The sequence below is a fragment of the Roseibium sp. QJM3NY_11 genome (genome assembly GCF_056173175.1).
In genome coordinates this window covers 5,139,512-5,158,777 of record NZ_CM149660.1, presented here as the reverse complement: position 1 = coordinate 5,158,777, position 19,266 = coordinate 5,139,512, and the positions used below count along the sequence as shown (strand labels likewise).

Annotated in this window: 16 protein-coding genes; 9 read left to right on the top strand and 7 right to left on the bottom strand. The window is 61.7% G+C overall.

Annotated features, from left to right (window positions below; genetic code table 11):
• Nucleotides 1–177 precede the first annotated feature (177 nt).
• The 3 genes from AC0VX3_RS23620 to AC0VX3_RS23610 form a co-directional block, all read right to left on the bottom strand.
• Entirely contained in the window at nt 178–1,572 is a 1,395-nt protein-coding gene (locus AC0VX3_RS23620) for an aspartate aminotransferase family protein (RefSeq protein ID WP_475522566.1), read from the bottom strand.
• 31 nt (nt 1,573–1,603) lie between these two features.
• The gene (locus AC0VX3_RS23615; RefSeq protein WP_348145456.1) at nt 1,604–3,022 is read right to left on the bottom strand and encodes a glutamine synthetase family protein; all 1,419 of its coding nucleotides are present in this window, start codon (nt 3,020–3,022) and stop codon (nt 1,604–1,606) included.
• 145 nt (nt 3,023–3,167) lie between these two features.
• Nucleotides 3,168–3,872 (bottom strand): GntR family transcriptional regulator, encoded by a 705-nt coding sequence (locus AC0VX3_RS23610; RefSeq protein ID WP_475522565.1) that lies wholly within the window; start codon nt 3,870–3,872, stop codon nt 3,168–3,170.
• Nucleotides 3,873–4,145: 273 nt separating this feature from the next.
• Between AC0VX3_RS23610 and AC0VX3_RS23605 the strand changes: the two genes are divergently transcribed.
• The 5 genes from AC0VX3_RS23605 to AC0VX3_RS23585 all read left to right on the top strand — a co-directional run bounded on the left by AC0VX3_RS23605 (nt 4,146) and on the right by AC0VX3_RS23585 (nt 9,767).
• Nucleotides 4,146–5,534, top strand: coding sequence for a glutamine synthetase family protein (locus AC0VX3_RS23605; protein ID WP_475522564.1), 1,389 nt, complete (start codon nt 4,146–4,148; stop codon nt 5,532–5,534).
• A gap of 163 nt (nt 5,535–5,697) precedes the next feature.
• Complete coding sequence (locus tag AC0VX3_RS23600) at nt 5,698–6,777, top strand: polyamine ABC transporter substrate-binding protein (RefSeq protein WP_475525239.1); 1,080 nt, start codon at nt 5,698–5,700, stop codon at nt 6,775–6,777.
• 77 nt (nt 6,778–6,854) lie between these two features.
• Entirely contained in the window at nt 6,855–8,012 is a 1,158-nt protein-coding gene (locus AC0VX3_RS23595; protein WP_475522563.1) for an ABC transporter ATP-binding protein, read from the top strand.
• Nucleotides 8,013–8,016: 4 nt separating this feature from the next.
• A complete protein-coding gene (locus AC0VX3_RS23590; RefSeq protein WP_475522562.1) occupies nt 8,017–8,946 on the top strand; it encodes an ABC transporter permease subunit in 930 nt (309 codons plus the stop codon).
• A complete protein-coding gene (locus tag AC0VX3_RS23585) occupies nt 8,943–9,767 on the top strand; it encodes an ABC transporter permease (RefSeq protein WP_342891158.1) in 825 nt (274 codons plus the stop codon). The genes AC0VX3_RS23590 and AC0VX3_RS23585 overlap by 4 nt, the downstream gene beginning before the upstream one ends.
• A gap of 9 nt (nt 9,768–9,776) precedes the next feature.
• On the opposite strand, the gene AC0VX3_RS23580 is transcribed toward AC0VX3_RS23585, so the two are convergent.
• Nucleotides 9,777–10,022 (bottom strand): DUF6460 domain-containing protein, encoded by a 246-nt coding sequence (locus AC0VX3_RS23580; RefSeq protein ID WP_475522561.1) that lies wholly within the window; start codon nt 10,020–10,022, stop codon nt 9,777–9,779.
• A gap of 277 nt (nt 10,023–10,299) precedes the next feature.
• On the opposite strand from AC0VX3_RS23580, the gene AC0VX3_RS23575 reads away from it, so the two are divergent.
• The 3 genes from AC0VX3_RS23575 to AC0VX3_RS23565 all read left to right on the top strand — a co-directional run bounded on the left by AC0VX3_RS23575 (nt 10,300) and on the right by AC0VX3_RS23565 (nt 14,179).
• Nucleotides 10,300–10,995, top strand: a complete 696-nt coding sequence (locus AC0VX3_RS23575) for a CoA transferase subunit A (protein ID WP_342891156.1) — start codon at nt 10,300–10,302, stop codon at nt 10,993–10,995.
• Between the two features lie 13 nt (nt 10,996–11,008).
• Complete coding sequence (locus AC0VX3_RS23570; protein WP_475522560.1) at nt 11,009–11,638, top strand: CoA transferase subunit B; 630 nt, start codon at nt 11,009–11,011, stop codon at nt 11,636–11,638.
• Between the two features lie 372 nt (nt 11,639–12,010).
• A complete protein-coding gene (locus tag AC0VX3_RS23565) occupies nt 12,011–14,179 on the top strand; it encodes a putative bifunctional diguanylate cyclase/phosphodiesterase (RefSeq protein WP_475522559.1) in 2,169 nt (722 codons plus the stop codon).
• Between the two features lies 1 nt (nt 14,180).
• On the opposite strand, the gene ftsH is transcribed toward AC0VX3_RS23565, so the two are convergent.
• Both ftsH and AC0VX3_RS23555 read right to left on the bottom strand, forming a co-directional pair.
• Nucleotides 14,181–16,007, bottom strand: coding sequence for an ATP-dependent zinc metalloprotease FtsH (ftsH, locus tag AC0VX3_RS23560; protein WP_475522558.1), 1,827 nt, complete (start codon nt 16,005–16,007; stop codon nt 14,181–14,183).
• A gap of 104 nt (nt 16,008–16,111) precedes the next feature.
• The gene (locus tag AC0VX3_RS23555) at nt 16,112–17,815 is read right to left on the bottom strand and encodes an ABC transporter permease (protein WP_475522557.1); all 1,704 of its coding nucleotides are present in this window, start codon (nt 17,813–17,815) and stop codon (nt 16,112–16,114) included.
• Between the two features lie 32 nt (nt 17,816–17,847).
• On the opposite strand from AC0VX3_RS23555, the gene AC0VX3_RS23550 reads away from it, so the two are divergent.
• Nucleotides 17,848–18,012, top strand: a complete 165-nt coding sequence (locus AC0VX3_RS23550; RefSeq protein ID WP_475522556.1) for a hypothetical protein — start codon at nt 17,848–17,850, stop codon at nt 18,010–18,012.
• A gap of 160 nt (nt 18,013–18,172) precedes the next feature.
• Here AC0VX3_RS23550 and AC0VX3_RS23545 read toward each other — a convergent pair whose 3' ends face one another.
• Nucleotides 18,173–19,216, bottom strand: a complete 1,044-nt coding sequence (locus AC0VX3_RS23545) for a Fe(3+) ABC transporter substrate-binding protein (RefSeq protein WP_342891151.1) — start codon at nt 19,214–19,216, stop codon at nt 18,173–18,175.
• Nucleotides 19,217–19,266 lie beyond the last annotated feature (50 nt).

Sequence of the window (19,266 nt, the reverse complement as noted above, 5' to 3'; positions counted from 1 at the left end):
AGATCCTCCAGTTCCTTTCGGGTCCATATCCCAGGAACGTCCGGGCCCCAACCTAACCGACAGTCACACTGAAAGAAAAATGAAATGCCCGCGAAGGTCCGGGAGGTCGGCCGCCGGTTTCGGCGGCCCGGCCAATTTGTCCCGGCCCGGTCATCCGGTTGAGCTCGAGTACCGCCTCTACGACAGCCAGCCGTCCCGCTTCAGGATGCGGTGGGCATCGTTGAGTGTTTTTTCCGCCGTCGCGACCAGGTGATCGGCTTCCTCGTGGCTCAGCACCAGAGGCGGCGAAATGATCATGCTGTCGCGCACCGCGCGCATCACCATGCCATGCTCGAAGGAAATGTCCCGGCACAATTGCCCGGCCACGCCGACATCCTTGAACGGTTTGTGCGGGTCGGTCTTGCCGGGCACCAGTTCCAGCGCGCCGACCAGACCGGTCATGCGGGCTTCGCCCACCAGCGGATGATCGCCGAGTTTCAGCCAGCGCTCCTTCAGGTACGGACCGATGTCGGACTTGACCCGCTCCACCAGACCTTCGCGCTCGATGATCTCGAGATTGGCGAGCGCGGCGGCTGCGCAGGCCGGGTGTCCGGAATAGGTGTAGCCGTGATTGAAATCGTCGCCGGCCAGCATCAGGCCTTCTGCCACCCGGTCGGACACCAGAACGCCGCCCATCGGCAGATACCCGGAGGTCAGACCCTTGGCGATCGGCATCAGGTCGGGCTTCATGCCATAATAGTCCGCCCCGAACCACTCGCCGAGCCGGCCGAAACCGCAGATCACCTCGTCGGAAACGAACAGGATGTCGCGTTCCTCCAGGATCCGGCGGACTTCAGGCCAGTAGGTGTCGGGCGGAATGATCACGCCGCCGGCGCCCTGGATCGGCTCGGCAATGAAGGCGGCAACCTTGTCCTCGCCGATCTCGTCGATCGCCTCTTCCAGCTTGCGCGCCATCTTGATGCCGAACGCGTCGGCGCTCATGTCATGGCCTTCACCGAACCAGTAGGGCTGATCGATGTGATGAACGCCGGGAACGGGCAGGTCGCCCTGCTTGTGCATGGCCTTCATGCCGCCGAGGCTTGTGCCGGCCAGTGTCGAGCCGTGGTAACCGTTCCAGCGGCCGATGATGACTTTCTTGTCCGGCTTGCCGACCTTGTCCCAATAGGTGCGCACCATGCGAAACACGGTGTCGTTGGCTTCCGATCCGGACGAGCAATAGAACACCCGGTTGATGTGGTCCGGAGCAAGCTGCGCCAGTTTGTCTGCCAGGGCGATCGCCGGAGGATGGGTCGTCTTGAAGAACGTGTTGTAATAGGACAATTCGTTCATCTGCTTGTAGACCGCGTCGGCGATTTCCTTGCGGCCATGGCCCACCTGGACGCACCAGAGACCGGCCATGCCGTCGAGAATCCTGTTGCCTTCCGAATCCGTCAGCCAGACCCCGTCCGCGCTGGTGATCACCCGGCTGCCTTCTTCGTTGAGGCTCTTCATGTCCGAGAACGGATGCCAGTGATGAGCGGCGTCGAGGTCCTGAAGCGCCTTGGTCGGGTAGATGTTGGAATGAGCCGTCATGGCGAAAACTCCAAGAGAGTGAGGGAACGGATCAGACGTTGAGCAGGAGATATTCCCGCTCCCAGGAACTGATCACGGACATGAAGGTTTCGAATTCCTCGTATTTGATCGCCCGGTAGGTCGCGACGAATTTCTCGCCGAACACCTCGATCATCTCGTTGGAATTTTCGAACTTGGCGACGGCTTCCGGCAGGCCGCGTGGCAGAGACTTTGCCCGGTCCGTACAGTCATCCGTCTTGGGCGCATCCGGCTTCAGGCCGTTGATAATGCCCAGATAACCGCAGGCAAGACTTGCGGCGATGGCCAGATACGGGTTGGCGTCCGAGCCGGGGATCCGGTTTTCCAGGCGGCGCGCCTGCGGATCGGAATAGGGCACACGCAGCCCGACGGTCCGGTTGTCGTAGCCCCAGTAGACATTCACCGGGGACGTGGAGGTCTTGGAGAAACGCCGGTAGGAGTTGACGAACGGCGCCATGATGCAGGTCACCTTCGGCAGATACTTCTGGTGTCCGGCTATGAACGACAGGAAGGCCGGTGTTTCCTCGCCGTTGTCTCCGGAAAAGATGTTGCGGCCCGTCTCGATGTCGATCACGGACTGGTGGATATGCATGGCCGATCCGGGCTGGTTGGACATCGGCTTCGACATGAAGGTGGCGTACATCTCGTGCCGCAGGGCGGCTTCGCGGATCGTGCGCTTGAACAGGAACACCTGATCGGCCAGCACCACAGGGTCGCCGTGACGCAGGTTGATCTCCATCTGCGCGGCGCCCTCCTCATGGATCATGGTGTCGATTTCCAGACCTTGCTTCTCTGACAGGTCGTAGATGTCGTCGATCAGGTCGTCGAACTCGTTGAGCGCGGAAATCGAATAGGACTGACGGCCGACTTCCGGACGGCCCGAGCGACCGCGCGGCGGTTCAAGCGGATAATCCGGATCGGTGTTCGGCTTGACCAGATAGAATTCGATTTCCGGTGCGATGACCGGCTTCCAGCCCTTGTCGTCATAAAGTTTGAGGATGCGCTTCAGCACATTGCGCGGTGCCGTTTCCACCGGTTTGCCGTCGCGGGTATAGGCATCGTGAATAAGCTGGGCTGTCGGATCCGTTTCCCAAGGGACGGTGGTCAGGGTGCTGTAGTCGGCGCGGAAATAGAGATCGCCATCCGTCGGATTATGCTGAAAGCGCTCGTCGTCTTCCGGGTAATCTCCGGAAATGGTCTGCGCGAAGATCGACGCGGGCATGGTCATCACGGGACCGGAAAAGAATTTTCCCGTCGGCATCATCTTGCCGCGCGCAACGCCGGCAAGATCCGGGACTATGCACTCGATGTCCTCGATGTTGCGCGCGCCGAGCCAGTCACGGGCGGCATTCTCATCCGGGACGCCGCGCAGGCTGTCAACAGGGTTTGCGCTTTCACTGGCGGGCGTTTCGGAAGTCACGGGAAGCTCCATCGGTCTTGAGGGTGCGGGGTCTGTGGATGCGGGGATGGCCAGCCGCTTGCGGAAGGGGTGAGCGAAGCTGGCCAGAGTTGCAGCAGGCGAAAAAAATCAGTTTGTGATCACAAAATGACACGGGTTGGGCCGGGGATCAACAGGCTCATGGCTTGGCCAGGACTTCCTTGCCCAGAAGACCCATGCCATCGGCGATGTCTGCCGCGATCGCGGTGCGCAGGGCAGGGGCGTCCGCCCGTTCGATCGCCCGGATGGCTTCCTTGTGACGGTCTTCCAGATTGGCCGTGCCGACCCGCCCGTAGACGGTGCGCATGAAGGGAGCGAATTGCAGCCACAGGCTGTCGATCAGGGGCAGGAGCACCTGGGATCCGGAAGCCCGGTAAATGCGGAAATGGAAGGCATGGTTGAGCCGCATATAGGCCTCCGCGTCGCCATTGGTCAGGCGCGCGTCGATGTCGTCGTCGATGGCCTTGAGGTCGGCTGCGTCGGCGCTGCGAAGATGCGGCAAGGCCAGTTCGGCCAGTTCCGTTTCCAGCAGCAAACGGGCCTTCAGCACTTCGTCGAAGCGGCCGGGCGTCATGTCAGGTACCTGCACCCGTCCGTTCGGTTTGACTTCCAGCGCATTCTCCGCTGCGAGCCGTTGCAGCACTTCGCGCACCGGCATCGGACTGACGCCCAGGTCTGCGGCCAGCCCCCGGATGGTCATTGATTTTCCCGGAATGAAACGTCCCGTGAGCAGGCGCGAGCGTACGGCGCTGTCGACCTGTTCGCGGGTTGCACCACGGGAGGAAGGCGCCGCGGCGGCTGCCTTGGCCGGGCCGGACTTCAGGGCGGAATGCGCATCGGTCAAGGATGATCTCCTCCATCTGTCGGGCGTGGGCGCCGGTGTCCTGGCGCTGGTTCCCGGGTGCCGGGGCCAGCGGGCAGCGTGTTGGTGAACTGGGTCCCGGAGGAACAGCGTGTCAGCGGTTCGACCCGCCGGGAGAATGAAGTTCACGATCCTGCTTGACAGGGTTTTCCGAAAGTGATCACATTTTTGACGTGGACGCAAACAAAAGCTGACGGCCGGATCCGTGAATTGGAGACGCTCGGCCGGTGGACGCCAAGGCAAGACATACCTCAGATGAACGAGTTACCTCACCAGATCCTTGAACATCCGGCCGACCCTGGCTGGAAGAGTGATTTCAACGCCTTCCTCGCGGCCCATCCGGACCTGGACACGCTCGAGGTCGTGCTGCCGGACACCAACGGCGTGCTGCGGGGCAAGTGGCTGCCGGGCAACGCCTTGCCCAAGGTCTTCGAGGGCGGGGTCGCATTTCCCTATTCCCTGTTCGGTCTGGATGTCTGGGGGCGCGAGGTCGAGGCGACCGGCATGCATCTGGAAACCGGCGACAAGGACGGTGTCTGCTGGCCGATCCCCGAAACGCTCAAGCTGGTGCCGTGGACCGACCGCAAGACCGCCCAGGTGCTGCTGTCCATGTATGACCGTGACGGCGATCCCTTCCTGGCCGACCCGCGCCATGTGCTGGAAAACATGGTTGCGCGCCTGAAGGACGAGTTCGGCGTGACCGCGACCTGCGCCTTCGAACTGGAATTCTACCTGTTCGAGGAAAGCGATGGCGACTGGACCGAACAGCCGAAACCGTTGTTTGCCACCCATCTGGGACCCGCCCGCCAGAACATGTACGCGCTTTCGGATCTGGAAGCCCTGCTGCCGGTGGTCGATGATCTGCGCAGGGCCTGCGAGGCCCAGGGAATTCCGGCGGACGCCGCGGTTTCCGAGGCGGCGCCCGGCCAGTTCGAACTCAATCTCCATCATCGCCGCAATCCGCTGCTGGCCGCCGACGACGTGGTGCTGCTGCGCCGTCTCGTGGCAGGCGTTGCCCGCAAGCACGAACTGAAGGCCTCCTTCATGGCCAAGCCGTTTGTGGAATGGCCCGGCAACGGCATGCATGTCCATGTGTCCATGGAAGACGAGACCGGCAACCTGTTCGCCGACCCGGACCTCGGTGCCGAACGCCTCGGTTACGCCATCAGCGGTCTGTTGAAGACCATGCCGGAAGCGTTGCTCCTGTTCATCTCCACCTTCAACGGCTTCCGCCGCATGCAGCCGGGGTCCTACGCCCCGGCGTCGATCTGCTGGGGCTACGACAACCGCTCGGTCGCGTTGCGCGTGCCGGCTTCAAGCCCGGAGGCTGCGCGTGTGGAACACCGTATCGCCGGTGCCGACGCCAATCCCTATCTGGTGCTGACCGGCGTGCTGGCCGGCATGATGGAAGGGTTGCGGCTGCAGAAGGACCCGCCGCCGCCGGTGACGGGAAATGCCTACCAGAAACGCAGGAAGCGGCTGACGCCCTGGATGGACGAGGCGATCGACGCCTTCGAGGCTTCCAAGCTGATGAAACAGGCCGTGGGCAAGGAAATGCACAAGGTTCTTACCGAGATCAAGCGCCACGAGCTGACCGAATTCGGACGCGAGATCTCGTCACTGGAGCGCCGGACCTATTTGTGAGCACCTGGCGCTCAAAATCGAAGCTGGACAAAATCCGGCACCATCGCCAATCTTTCGGGCACAAGACGCAAACAGCGCGATTGTCCGTTTGCAAACAGGGATCAAGGTCCGCAACGGACCGCAGTCAAACTCTGAGGGGAGTTCTCAATTGACGATCAAAACCATGCTGACCGGAGTCGCTGTGCTCGGCCTTATGAGCGGCGCTTCGCTCGCCCAGGACCGGACGGTGAATGTCTATAACTGGTCCGATTACATCGATGAATCCATCCTGAAGGACTTCGAGACGGAAACCGGCATCGAGGTCGTCTACGACGTCTTCGACAGCAACGAGGTTCTGGAAACCAAGCTGCTCGCCGGCAGCACCGGCTACGATGTGGTGGTGCCGACCGGGACGTTCCTCGCCCGCCAGATCAAGGCCGGTGTCTTTTCCGAGCTCGACAAGGCCAAGCTGACCAATCTTTCCAACATGTGGACGGACATCGAGCAGCGGGTCGAGAAATACGATCCGGGCAACCTGTACTCCATCAACTACATGTGGGGCACCACCGGCCTCGGCTACAATGTCGACAAGGTGAAGGAAGCGCTGGGCGAGGACGCGCCGGTCGACAGCTGGGACCTGTTCTTCAAGCCGGAAAATCTGGCGAAGCTGGAGGACTGCGGTGTCCACGTGCTGGATGCGCCGACCGAACTGGTGCCGGCCGCGCTCAACTATCTCGGCCTCGATCCGGACAGCAAGGATACGGGAGACATCGAAAAGGCCGGTGAGCTGCTCATGTCCATCCGCCCCTATGTGCAGAAATTCCACTCGTCCGAATACATCAACGCCTTGGCCAATGGCGATATCTGCCTGGCCATCGGCTGGTCCGGTGACGTGCTTCAGGCTCGTGACCGTGCGGCGGAGGCCGGCAACGGCGTGACCGTGGAATATGCCATTCCGAAGGAAGGCGCCCTGATGTGGTTCGACCAGATGGCGATCCCGGCAGATGCCCCGCACAAGGACGAGGCGCATGAGTTCCTGAACTACATCATGCGGCCGGACGTGATGGCGAAGGCGTCCAACGTTGTCTACTACGCCAACGGCAACAAGGCCTCCCAGGAACTTCTCAACGACGACGTCATCGGCGACCCGGCGATCTATCCGAGCGAGGATGCGGTCAAGAACCTCTACACCGTCACCTCCTATCCGCCGAAGGTGAACCGGATCGTCACCCGCACGTGGACATCGGTGAAAAGCGGCCAGTAAGGCCAGTGGGCGCCGGCCCCCGAACAAGGGTCCGGCGCCTTTCATGACGGAATGTCTCTTCGGGGTGGGGGATTGCCTTGGCGAAAAAATCGATAGGCCCGGTGCGCCGGGAATTCACCCCCTGGGAAATCCCGGGCCATCCACCCTTCATCGAATTCCGGGATGTCACCAAGAAATTCGGCGACTTCACGGCGGTCAGAAACCTTTCCCTGACCATCTTCGAGCGTGAATTTTTTGCGCTTCTGGGCGGGTCGGGCTGCGGCAAGACCACGCTGATGCGCATGCTCGCCGGCTTCGAGACGCCGACCTCCGGACAGATCTTCCTGGACGGTCAGGACCTTGCCGGTATTCCGCCCTACCGGCGGCCTTCCAACATGATGTTCCAGTCCTATGCGCTGTTTCCCCACATGAGCGTGGAAAAGAACATCGCCTTCGGACTGAAGCAGGACAGGATGCCGGCGTCGGAGATCGCGGACCGGGTTGCCGAGATGCTGCGGCTGACCAAGCTGGAGGAGTTCGCCAAGCGCAAGCCTCACCAGTTGTCCGGCGGCCAGCGTCAGCGCGTCGCCCTGGCCCGGTCTCTGGCCAAACGGCCCAAGGTGCTGCTGCTCGACGAGCCGCTCGGCGCCCTCGACCGGAAGCTGCGCGAGGAAACCCAGTTCGAACTGATGAGCCTTCAGGAAGATCTGAAGATGACCTTTCTGATTGTCACCCACGATCAGGAAGAGGCGATGACGGTCGCCGACCGGATCGCCGTCATGGACAAGGGCGAACTTGTTCAGGTGGCCACGCCCCCGGAAATCTACGAAGCGCCGAATTCCAGGTTTGTCGCCGATTTCATCGGCGACGTGAACCTGATCGAGGCGGCCGTCGCCGCGAAGTCCGATGCGGGCACTCAGCTCAGGGCGCGCAATGCGGACCTCACGCTCGACACCGACCAGGTCACGGATGCAAGTGTCGGGGAGACGGTCTGGTATGCCATCCGCCCGGAAAAGGTCCGGATCGCACAGGGGCGCCGGACCCCGGGCGCGGTCAATCAGGTCGACGGGGTGGTCTGGGACATTGCCTATCTCGGCGATGTCTCGATCATTCATGCCAAGGTTGGCGCTGACGACCGCGACACACTTCGCGCCACCTTCGCAAACGTCTCGCGGCTGGTGGAAAACCCGATCAACTGGGACGACGAGGTGGTGCTGTCGTTCGACCGGGACGCCGGCGTCATCCTGAAGGGCTAGGGCCATGGCCGAAGATCACATCGCCGCTCCTCCCCGACGCAGTCTTTCCGGCTGGCTCCTGATCGCCTTGCCCTATCTCTGGCTCCTGATCTTTTTTCTGACGCCGTTCCTGATCGTCTTCAAGATTTCCCTGTCGCAGGTGGTGGTGGCCATTCCGCCCTACACACCGACCTTTGATCTCGCCGAAGGCTGGCGGTCGATTATGGACGGTCTCGGTGAACTCACCGTGGAAAACTACGTCTGGCTGACGGAAGACACGCTTTACTGGAAGTCCTACATATCCTCGGTCACCATCGCTGCGATCTCGACGCTGGCGACGCTGGTGATCGGATATCCGATCGCCTATGGCATGGCCCGCAGCCCGCAGTCTCTGCGCCCGACACTGCTGATGCTGGTGATCCTGCCCTTCTGGACCAGCTTCCTGATCCGGGTCTACGCCTGGATCGGTATTCTCAAGAACGAGGGCCTGCTCAATCAGCTGCTTCTGATGCTGGGCCTGATCGATGAGCCGCTGGTGATCCTGAACACCAACATCGCGGTCTACATCGGCATCGTCTATTCCTACCTGCCGTTCCTGGTGCTGCCGCTTTATGCCAGCCTTGAAAGGCTGGACGGCAGTCTTCTCGAAGCGGCCGAGGATCTCGGCTGCCCGCCCTGGAAGGCGTTCTGGAAGATCACCGTACCGCTGTCGCTGCCCGGGGTCATCGCCGGATGCTTTCTGGTGTTCATTCCGGCGGTGGGGGAATTCGTCATTCCGGATCTGCTGGGCGGCTCCGAGACGCTGATGATCGGCAAGACGCTCTGGGTCGAGTTCTTCAACAACCGCGACTGGCCGGTGTCCTCGGCGGTTGCCGTCATCCTGCTGATGATCCTGGTGATCCCGATCGTGATGTTCCAGAACCAGCAGCAGAAGATGTCGGAGAAGAACGCATGACCCGCGGCCCGACCTGGTTCAACATCACCTCGCTCGTGCTGGGCTTTTCATTCCTGTATCTGCCTATCGTCTTGCTGGTGGTCTATTCGTTCAACGAAAGCCGGCTGGTGACCGTATGGGGCGGGTTTTCGACCAAGTGGTACGTGGCACTGCTGGACAACGATCAGCTTCTGGATGCCGCCTGGGTCACGCTGCGGGTTGCCTTTGCCTCGGCGACCATCGCAACGGTGTTCGGCACGATCGCGGCTCTTGTGCTTGTCCGTTCGGGGCGGTTTGTCGGCCGCTCGCTGTTCTCCGGCATGATCTTCGCGCCGCTGGTGATGCCCGAGGTGATCCTCGGCCTGTCGCTGCTGCTCTTGTTCGTGGCGATGGACACCAGCCGCGGCTTCTGGACCGTGATGCTGGCGCACACGACCTTCGCCATGTGCTACGTGGCCGTGGTGGTGCAGTCCCGCCTGGTCGGCTTTGACAAGTCCATGGAAGAGGCCGCGGAGGACCTCGGCTGCCCGCCGGTCAAGACTTTCTTCCTGATCACGTTGCCGATCATCTTTCCGGGCGTGCTCGCCGGCTGGATGCTCGCCTTCACCTTGTCCCTGGACGATCTTGTGGTCGCCAGCTTCACCACCGGACCGGGCGCGACGACCCTGCCGATGAAGATCTATTCCCAGGTCCGGCTTGGTGTCACACCCGAAATCAACGCCGTCTGCACCATTCTGGTCGCGCTGGTGACCATTGGTGTGATCGCCGCCTCGCTCGTGTCCCGGCGGCAGCAGCTGCGCCGGGAGCAGGATGAGCGCGCGGCGTTCGGAGCGGATGGCTGAATGCGGGGCTCAGCTTGAGCGGGGCGGCTGGAACAGGTAGATCACCAGCCACACGGGAACCACGATGAAGGCGCCGAGGACCATGTTCGGAACGGCCCAGTCCCGGAATTCGAGCATGTAGATCCACAGCTGCAGCGGACTGAGACCGACCGAGCCGAGAATGTCCGTTGCCGTGATGTTGACAAAGGAAAGACCCGCGCCGACGAGCAGCGAAAACACCGCGATCTTGAAGAGGGTCGACAGGAACGGATACACGGCAGGTGATTTCTTTCCAGTGGGTGTCAGGGCCCTGCCTCGCGGCAAGGTCCATGGATCTGCTTCCGGAGTCTTGATCTTAAGACTTTAAAAACCATAAACGGACCGACGGAATTCAGGCATGACGGGCGCGTTTTTGCCGGAAGACCGGCCAAATCGATTAAGTGACAGGCCGTTCATGATTTGCGCTGCGATGCGGCAAAGATGGCTTGACCGGAAAGAACCAAGCGGCGAATGTGCGCCTCACGCATTCAGCGGTCATTACTGGGAGTGAAACATGAACAAAATTTATCCGGACGCGAAGGCGGCCCTGGACGGGCTCACCTTTGACGGCATGACTGTTATGGCCGGCGGTTTCGGGCTGTGCGGTATCCCGGAAAATCTGATCGTGGCGCTCCGGGACTCCGGAGCCAGGGACGTCACCGCCATTTCCAACAACGCCGGTGTCGATGACTTCGGGCTCGGTCTGTTGCTGCAGACACGTCAGATCAAGAAAATGGTGTCGTCCTATGTGGGCGAGAACGCCACTTTCGAAAAGCAGTATCTGAACGGCGAACTGGAGCTGGAATTCAATCCGCAGGGCACTCTGGCCGAGCGGATCCGCGCCGGCGGCGCGGGCATTCCGGGCTTCTACACCAAGACCGGTGTCGGCACGCTCATTGCCGAGGGCAAGGAGCACAAGGACTTCAACGGCGAGACCTACATCATGGAAACCGGCCTGGTTGCCGATGTTGCGCTGGTCAAGGCCTGGAAGGCCGACAAGGAAGGCAATCTTGTCTACCGCAAGACGGCACGGAACTTCAATCCGATGATGGCGACCGCCGGCAAGGTCTGCGTGGTCGAGGTCGAGGAGATTGTCGAGGTCGGTGAACTCGATCCGGACAACATCCACACCGCCGGGATCTTTGTCGACCGCATCATTCTCGGCAATCACGAAAAACGCATTGAAAAGCGCACGACGCGCGCAGCCTGAGGGAGAAAACATCATGGCCTGGACACGTGATGACATGGCAAGGCGCGCAGCGCAGGAACTGGAAGACGGCTTTTACGTCAACCTCGGCATCGGCATTCCGACGCTGGTTTCCAACTACATTCCGGAAGGCGTTCACGTCACCCTTCAGTCGGAGAACGGCATGCTCGGCATGGGCCCGTTTCCGACCGATGACGAGGTCGACGCCGACCTGATCAATGCCGGCAAGCAGACCATCACCGAACTGCCGCAGACGAGCTATTTCTCGTCCGCCGACAGCTTCGGAATGATCCGCGGCGGACATATCGACCTGTCGATCCTTGGCGCCATGGAAGTCGCCGAAAACGGTGATCTTGCCAACTGGATGATCCCGGGCAAGATGGTCAAGGGCATGGGTGGTGCCATGGATCTGGTCGCCGGCGTCAAGCGCGTCGTGGTGATCATGGACCACGCTTCCAAGGCGGGCGATCCGAAGCTCCTGAAAGAATGCTCGCTGCCGCTGACCGGCGTGGGCTGCGTTGACCGGGTGATCACCAATTTCGGTGTTTTCAACGTCACCGACGGCGGCCTTAAAGTGGTCGAACTCGCACCGGACGTGACGCTCGACGAGGTCAAGGAAAAGACCGAGGCGACGCTTCTGACCTGACGTTTTAGGGCCACGACCCGGCGAAATTCCGAAAGGGCGCCTGCAGGTGATGCGGGCGCCCTTTTTCGTTGAGACGGAAGCGCCAGCCACGGCACCAGGGCAAATTGTCCTGAAACGGCACTATTGAGCAGTTTTTACGAGGAAAAACGAAATTTATTAAGATTTTCACTGGTCAATAAACCAATGAAATTCCGCGTCCTTGCCGAAAAATCCCCTCGATTCAGGCAATCTAATTTCTCCGGCTAAAGGTCGGCTTAGCGTTTACGGCATCGGCAGGTTTTACGATGTCGCGATTATCTGCCCTTCAAGACTTGTTCGTTAGGATGACCGGGTCTCTCAGGGGAGTTGGTTGTGGGTGAAATGCCGCGTGTCGTGACAAAACTTGTTGGCATCCTGTCGACATGGCTGCCAAGCCTGAGCTCGCGTTTCGTGCTGCTTGTCGCCGGCCTCTTTCTGGCGCTTTCAGTGGTCATGATCATGGTTGCCAGCTACCTCGACCTGCGCGACGAGGAGAAGCGGGCCGTCTCCGACGCCAAGGCAATCGGCGCGACCGTGAGCCGTCTCGCAGTTCCCCATCTGACCAATCATCACTATCTGATCCTGGAACAGGAACTGGAGAGCATCGCGGCAAGCGGTGTCGTCGAATTTGCCCAGGTGCACGACCCGGCGCGGACGGTCACGATCGACAGCGATCCGGACACGAGCTATTTCGACGAGACGGAAAACCACCCGCTCGTGCGGGAGATTCTCGACACCGGCCGCGACCAGCTCCGCCAGACACGCGAGCGCGTCGAGATCGCGCTTCCGGTCCGCGACATGGTCTCCGGAGACATGCTTGGCACGGCGCTCGTTTCGGTGAAACGGATGCCGGTCAACGGCATGCTGTTGTCGATCTGGGGGCGCAACATCGTCATCACGCTGGTGTTGCTGGTCTTCTGTGTCCCGGTCACCATTCATTTCGCCGAAAATTTCGTCAGGCCGATCAAGGCCCTCACGCAGGCCGCCCACACGGTCAGTTCCGGCAACTTCGACGCGCCGTTTCCGGTCAATCGAAAGGACGAGATCGGCGTGCTTGCCCGCGCCTATCGCGACATGGTGGCCACCATCCGCAACAACATGGCCCGCATTCACGAACTGGCTTACGTCGATCCGGTCACCCGGTTGCCGAACCGGGAAAGCTTCCGGCAGCATTTCAACGCCAATATGGAAGGGGCCGGCGGCAAGCCGAACCGCATGTGCGTTCTGTTCATCGATCTGGACAGGTTCAAGCGGGTCAATGACAGCTACGGCCACGACCACGGCGATGCCTTGCTGAAGGAAGTGGCCGCCAGACTGCAGCGGCTGCTGGACACAAGAGCCCGTGACGGCGCCGCCGGAAAGGAACGCGCGGACCGGAAACCGGCCTTCGCACCGCTGGTTGCCCGCCTGGGCGGCGACGAATTCGCCGTGGTCCTGCCGGCCGAAATGCCGATGGAAGACCTGCGCCTGTTTGCCGAGCAACTGGTGCAATGTGTCGAACAGCCGCTGGAGGTCAGCGGACTGACCATGGCCGTTGGCGCCAGCATCGGCGTGTCTGTCTATCCGGACGACGGCGAGGACTACACCGCGATCCTGAAGAACGCCGATATCGCCATGTATGCCGCCAAACGGACAGGCGGCAACCGGGCCTGCTTCTATCAGGAAATCGAGAGCGACTCGCATGCGCATGAGCGGATCCGCCTGGAAGCGGAGCTGAAGATCGCGCTCCTTCGTGACGAAATCACCATCGTGTTTCAGCCGAAGATCGACTGCACGTCCATGAGCGTGGTCGGGGCGGAGGTTCTGGCCCGGTGGAACCATCCGGACCGGGGCCTGCTGTCGCCGGGGTGTTTCATCGATGTCGCCGAGGAGAGCGGTCTGATCACGCGTCTGGGAGAGCGGGTCCTGGATCTTGCCTGCCGGCAGGGGCGGGTCTGGCTCGACGCCGGTCAGAGGATGCCGCTGGCGGTGAACGTCTCCATCCGGCAGATCGAGCAACCGGGCTTTACGTCACGGGTGCTCGAAACGCTCGACATCACCGGGTTCCCGGCCGAGCTGCTGCAGCTGGAAGTCACGGAGACCGTGGCCATGGCGGATCCGGAGCGGGTGTCGGAGGCGACCGGCCCGTTGCTGAAGGCCGGCATCACCTTCGCCATCGACGATTTCGGCACGGGATATTCCAGTCTGGCCCATCTCCAGCGCCTGCCGTTCAACACCTTCAAGATCGACCGGAGCTTCGTCAGCGGCCTGGCCGGCGATCACCACAGCCGGTCCATCGTCAAGACGATCCTGGCGATGGCGAAAAGCCTTCGCTACGAAGTGGTTGCCGAAGGTGTCGAAACGATCGACCAGCAGGCCTTCCTGATGGAAAACGGCTGCACCACCGCGCAAGGGTTCCTGTTTGCCCGGCCGATGCCGGCGGACCGGTTCGAAGCCTGGGCAGCCGCCTTCACACGGCCGCAGGGCGCACAGGCGGACCCGGCGTCTCCGGACAGGAACAGTGCCTCCGGGTGTGCGGCGTGAACTATTGCGCCGCGGCGTTGTGGCGGCGCTTGGCAAGTGGCCGGATGGCCGGGAAGTCCTGATCGGTGAGTGTTTCTTTTTCAAGAAGAAGCGCCGCGCCTTCGTCCAGTTCCTTGCGATGCGCGTTCAGAAGGTCCTTGGCCTGCGCGAACGCCTGTTCGACACGGGATTTGATCGCCATGTCGATCTCGCGTTGGGTCTGGTCGGAAACCTCGACGACATCGCCGCCCGGTTGGCCGAGAAAATTCTGTCTCTGCGCGGAGTAGATCCGATTGCCCAGCCCGGTCTCCATGCCGTATCGCATGACCATGTCCCGGGCAACCTCGGTAACTTTCTGGATGTCGTCGGAAGCGCCGGTCGAAATCTCGCCGAAGACGATCTCTTCCGCCGCACGCCCTCCCATCAGGACGGTCATCCGGTCTTCCAGGTCCCGGGTGGTCATCAGGAACCGGTCCTCTGTCGGCCGTTGCATGGTGTAGCCCAGAGCGCCGACACCGCGCGGGATGATCGAGATCTTGTGCACCGGATCGCAGCCTTCCAGATTGGCTGCGACCAGGGCGTGGCCCATTTCATGAAAAGCGACGGTCTTGCGTTCCTTGTCGGACAGGAGGCGGCTTCGTTTCTCGATGCCCGCGATCACGCGTTCGATGGCTTCGCTGAAATCCGGCAGGGCAACCGCGTCGCCGTTCCGGCGTGTCGCGAGCAGGGCGGCTTCGTTCACCAGCGTGGCCAGGTCCGCCCCGGTGAAACCCGCCGTCAGCTGGGCAACCTGGTCGAGGTCGGCGTCAGGCGACAGCTTGATCTTCTTCACATGGACGTCGAGGATCGCGCAACGTCCGGACTTGTCCGGGCGGTCGACAAGCACCTGGCGGTCGAAACGTCCCGCCCGCAGCAGGGCCGGATCCAGGATCTCGGGCCTGTTGGTTGCCGCGAGCAGGATGATGCCGCTCGAGGGATCGAAGCCGTCCAGTTCGGTCAGGAGCTGATTGAGCGTCTGTTCCTTTTCGTCGTTCGATCCCATCGGACTGTTGGCGCGCGCGCGTCCGAGGGCGTCGAGTTCATCGATGAAAATGATGGCGGGAGCGGCCTTGCGGGCCTGCTCGAACAGGTCGCGCACCCGGGCGGCACCGACGCCGACGAACATCTCGACAAATTCGGAACCGGAGATGGAAAAGAACGGCACGCCCGCCTCTCCGGCGACGGCGCGGGCGAGCAGGGTTTTCCCCGTCCCGGGAGGACCGATCAGCAGGATGCCCTTTGGAACATGCGCACCCAGGCGGCCATAGGCTTGCGGGTTCTGCAGGAAATCGACGACTTCCTGCAGTTCGCGTTTGGCCTCGTCCACACCGGCGACATTTTCGAAGCTGACATCCACACCGGTCTCGACATAGACCTTCGCCTTGGATTTTCCGACGGTCATCATGCCGCCGAATCCCTGTTTTTCGGCAAAGCGGCGGATGAAAAACGCCCACAGCCCGAACAGCAGCAGCACCGGCAGAACCCAGGAGAGGATATCGCGCAGGATCGTGTTCTGGACGACGCCGGTGAACTTCACATCGTATTTGCTGAGCTCTTCGGCGAGCGGGAAGTCCACGCGGGTGGTGATGAAATACTGTTTGCCGTCCTTCGAGAGCTCCTTGAACTTGCCCTCGATGACGTTCTCCTTGACGGAAATCTCGTCGATCTTGCCGTCCTTGAGATACTGTTCGAACTGGCTGTAAGGGATCTGTTCGACGGTCTTGTAGGTGGTCCACCAGCTTTGGAACATCAACACCAGCATCAAGGCCGTGAAGGCGTACCAAAGATTGATCTGGTGTTTCTTGTCCATCGAAGGATCCGTCCCCTGTTGACCGGCGGTATGGCGCCATTGGGAGGATTTGGCGGGGCCCTGTCAAGTTGCGATAGGGTCACAGGGAACCCGCCTTACGCGGATCAGACCGCCGGTCCCGGCTGACGCTTGGAAAGCCGCGTGCGGAACGACGACGCGCTGGTGCGGGCGAGATAGATCACCGGGATCAGACCGACCAGAACGATGGCCAGCGAGGGCAGTGCCGCCTCCTCGAAAGCTTCCCGAGAGGCAGCTTCGAACACGGTTGTCGCCAGGGTCTCGAAATTGAAGGGGCGCAGCAGGATCGTGGCCGGCAGTTCCTTCATGCAGTCGACGAAACTGAGCAGGGCGGCCGACAGCAGCACCGGTTTGAGCATCGGCAGGTGAACCTGCGTCAGGGTCTGGCCGCTGTTGCGGCCAAGTGTCCGCGCGGCCATGTCCAGATGGGGCGTGATGCGGCCGAACCCGCCTTCCACCTGGCCGTAGGAAACCGCGAGGAAGCGCACCACATAGGCGTAGACCAGGCCTGTGCCGCTTCCCAGCAGCAACAGCCCGGTGTTCAGGCCGAACCATGCCTCCATGCGCGCATCGAGCAGATTGTCGAAATTGGCCATCGGGATCAGGATGCCGATCGCCAGCACCGTGCCGGGAATGGCATAGCCGATGGACGCCAGCCTCACCGCACCCTTGAGCGGGCCGTTCGGGCTCAGGCGCAGCGCATAGGCCAGGCAGATGGAAATCACGACGGTCAGCAGCGCGGCGACTGCGGCGAGGCTGAAACTGTTCCAGACGGTGGTCAGGAAGCCGTCGGTCAGAACGAAGCTCAGCCGCCGGCTGGCACGGTCCGCCAGCAGCACGCCCGGAACCACGAAGCCTGCGAAGACCGGAACCAGGCACAGGACGAGTGCGAGCTTCGCCTGCCAGGGGTTCAGGTCGAACCGCGTCGGCGGACGGTGCTTGGCATCCCCGCGGCTGTCGAAACGTTGTTTGCGCCGTCCGAAGCGTTCCAGCCACAGCAGAAGAAGCACCATGAAGAGCATGGCCAGGGCAAGCTGGGCGGCGCCCCCGAGGCTCGAGCGGTTCAGCCAGGTGTCATAGACCGAAAACGTCAGGGTCTTGACCCCGAAGAATGTCACTGCGCCAATGTCGTTGAGGCATTCCATCAGCGCGAGTGAAATGCCGATGGCGATCGCCGGTCGGGCCAGGGGCAGGGCCACGCGGAAGAACAGGCCGTAGGGAGAGGCGCCGAGGGTTCTGGACACATCCAGCGTCGAAGCCGACTGGATCAGGAAACTGGCGCGGGTGGTGAGATAGACATATGGGTAGAGCACCGCGCCCATGACGAAGATCGCGCCGCCGAGCGAACGGATTTCCGGGAACCAGTACTCCCGGGACGTCTGGTAGCCGAACAGGTCGCGGACCAGGCTCTGGACGGGCCCCGTGTAGTCGAGGACTTCCACGTAGGCGAAGGCGACGATGTAGGTCGGGACGGCAAGCGGCACCAGCAGGGCCCAGTCCAGGACGCGCCGGCCCGGAAAATTGCACATAGTGACAAGCCAGGCGGTCGCGACACCGGTGAGACCGGTGACCAGGCCGACACCCAGCATCAGCAACAGCGTGGTCCGCAGCGCTCCGGGCAGGACGGTCGTCAGCAGGTGGCCCCAGACGGCGCCGGACGGCGTGAATGCGATCCAGACAATCGCCCCCAGCGGCAGCAGCACAAGCGCGGCGATAAACAGCGCTGCGGCTTGCCAGAAACGGTCGACAAGGGAATGGGTGGGCGTGCGCAGCAAGAGCGGACTTTTCATTGAGAATTGTTCGCAGGAAGCTCTAACGGCAAATGCTGAAAAAAGCAAAAAGCGCCGCGATTGGCGGCGCTTCAAAGGGGGGGCAAACCCACGGGATCATTCCGGCCGGTCTGCAGCGCAGCTGCATGGCCAGAGCCGGAAACCAGCGATTACTTCGCGCCAGAGGCGCGTCTTTAATTTTGATTTCAGATATTTGACCTGCTCCGGTGCTCGCGTTCGCTCGCGCTGATGCGCCAGGTTCCGGATCAGAGCGCAGCTTGGCTGCACTTGTCCGGAATGACCAACTGGGAGTGTGTCAACAAGCAAAAAGCGCCGCTATGGGCGGCGCTTCTCGTTGGTCTCGATAGGAAACGTTCCTCAGGAAGCAGGGCCGTCGTCGAAGCCGACCTTGTCGACCAGCTCACTGGCGGTCTTGCGGTTCTTGGCGATCTCGGCGAGGGACAGCGCGTCCGGCTTCAGGTCGCCCCAGCTCTGGACGCGCTCCGAGACTTCCACGCCCGGGGTGACCGGGTATTCGAAGTTGGATTCAGCGTAGATCTTCTGGGCGTTCTGGGAAGACAGGAACTCGACCAGGCTGACCGCATTGTCCTTGTTCGGAGCGTGTTTGGCCAAAACGACACCGGCCAGATTGACGTGGCTGCCACGGCCATCGGCATTCGGGAACAGGATACGAACGCTGTCGGCCCAGTCCTTCTGTTCCGGCTCTTTGTCGTTGGTCTGCATCTTGCCCATGTAATAGGTGTTGCCGAGCGCGATATCGCATTCACCGGCAAAGATGGCCTTGACCTGTGCCCGGTCGTTGCCGGCAGGCTTGCGGGCCAGGTTGTCGCGAACACCCGCGAGCCATTCCTCGGTCTCCTCGGCGCCGTGATGCGCGACCATGGAGGCGATCAGGCCGATGGTGTAGACATGCTGTCCCGAGCGTGTGCAGATCCGGCCCTTCCACTTGGGATCGGAGAGCTCTTCATAGGTGATGGCGTCCTGTGCGACACGATCCTTGGAGGCGTAGACGATACGCGCGCGGTTGGTCAGTCCGACCCAATGGCCTTCCGGATCACGAAACTGTTCCGGAATGTTCCCGGAGACGACATCGGAAACGATCGGCTGGGTGACGCCGAGCTGCTTGGCGCCGTCGAGACGGCCGATGTCCACTGTCAGAAGCACGTCTGCCGGAGAGTTCTCACCTTCCGCGGCGATCCGTTCGCCAAGGCCCTTCGAGGCAAAGACGACGTTCGTCTTGATGCCGGTCTCTGCCGTGAATGCATCCAGAAGCGGCTGGATCAGGAACGGCTGGCGATAGGAATAGATGTTCACTTCACCGTCGGCGAACGCGGGCGCAGCGGCAAGGGATGCCGAAGTCAGTGCGAGGGCGCCTGCCAGGGTGCGGAAAGTGGCGTGCATGTTTGGTCTCCCGATCATCTGGTTATTCTGGCCTGGGTCGAATGGCCTCA

Bases quoted from the DNA above. Each gene is read 5' to 3' on its own strand.
- AC0VX3_RS23575 (WP_342891156.1), top strand. From the start codon at position 10,300: ATGAACAAAATTTATCCGGACGCGAAGGCGGCCCTGGACGGGCTCACC.
- AC0VX3_RS23550 (WP_475522556.1), top strand. From the start codon at position 17,848: ATGCTGAAAAAAGCAAAAAGCGCCGCGATTGGCGGCGCTTCAAAGGGG.
- AC0VX3_RS23620 (WP_475522566.1), bottom strand. From the start codon at position 1,572: ATGACGGCTCATTCCAACATCTACCCGACCAAGGCGCTTCAGGACCTC.
- AC0VX3_RS23545 (WP_342891151.1), bottom strand. From the start codon at position 19,216: ATGCACGCCACTTTCCGCACCCTGGCAGGCGCCCTCGCACTGACTTCG.
- AC0VX3_RS23600 (WP_475525239.1), top strand. From the start codon at position 5,698: ATGCTGACCGGAGTCGCTGTGCTCGGCCTTATGAGCGGCGCTTCGCTC.
- AC0VX3_RS23585 (WP_342891158.1), top strand. From the start codon at position 8,943: ATGACCCGCGGCCCGACCTGGTTCAACATCACCTCGCTCGTGCTGGGC.
- AC0VX3_RS23615 (WP_348145456.1), bottom strand. From the start codon at position 3,022: ATGGAGCTTCCCGTGACTTCCGAAACGCCCGCCAGTGAAAGCGCAAAC.
- AC0VX3_RS23605 (WP_475522564.1), top strand. From the start codon at position 4,146: ATGAACGAGTTACCTCACCAGATCCTTGAACATCCGGCCGACCCTGGC.
- ftsH (WP_475522558.1), bottom strand. From the start codon at position 16,007: ATGGACAAGAAACACCAGATCAATCTTTGGTACGCCTTCACGGCCTTG.
- AC0VX3_RS23590 (WP_475522562.1), top strand. From the start codon at position 8,017: ATGGCCGAAGATCACATCGCCGCTCCTCCCCGACGCAGTCTTTCCGGC.
- AC0VX3_RS23555 (WP_475522557.1), bottom strand. From the start codon at position 17,815: ATGAAAAGTCCGCTCTTGCTGCGCACGCCCACCCATTCCCTTGTCGAC.
- AC0VX3_RS23570 (WP_475522560.1), top strand. From the start codon at position 11,009: ATGGCCTGGACACGTGATGACATGGCAAGGCGCGCAGCGCAGGAACTG.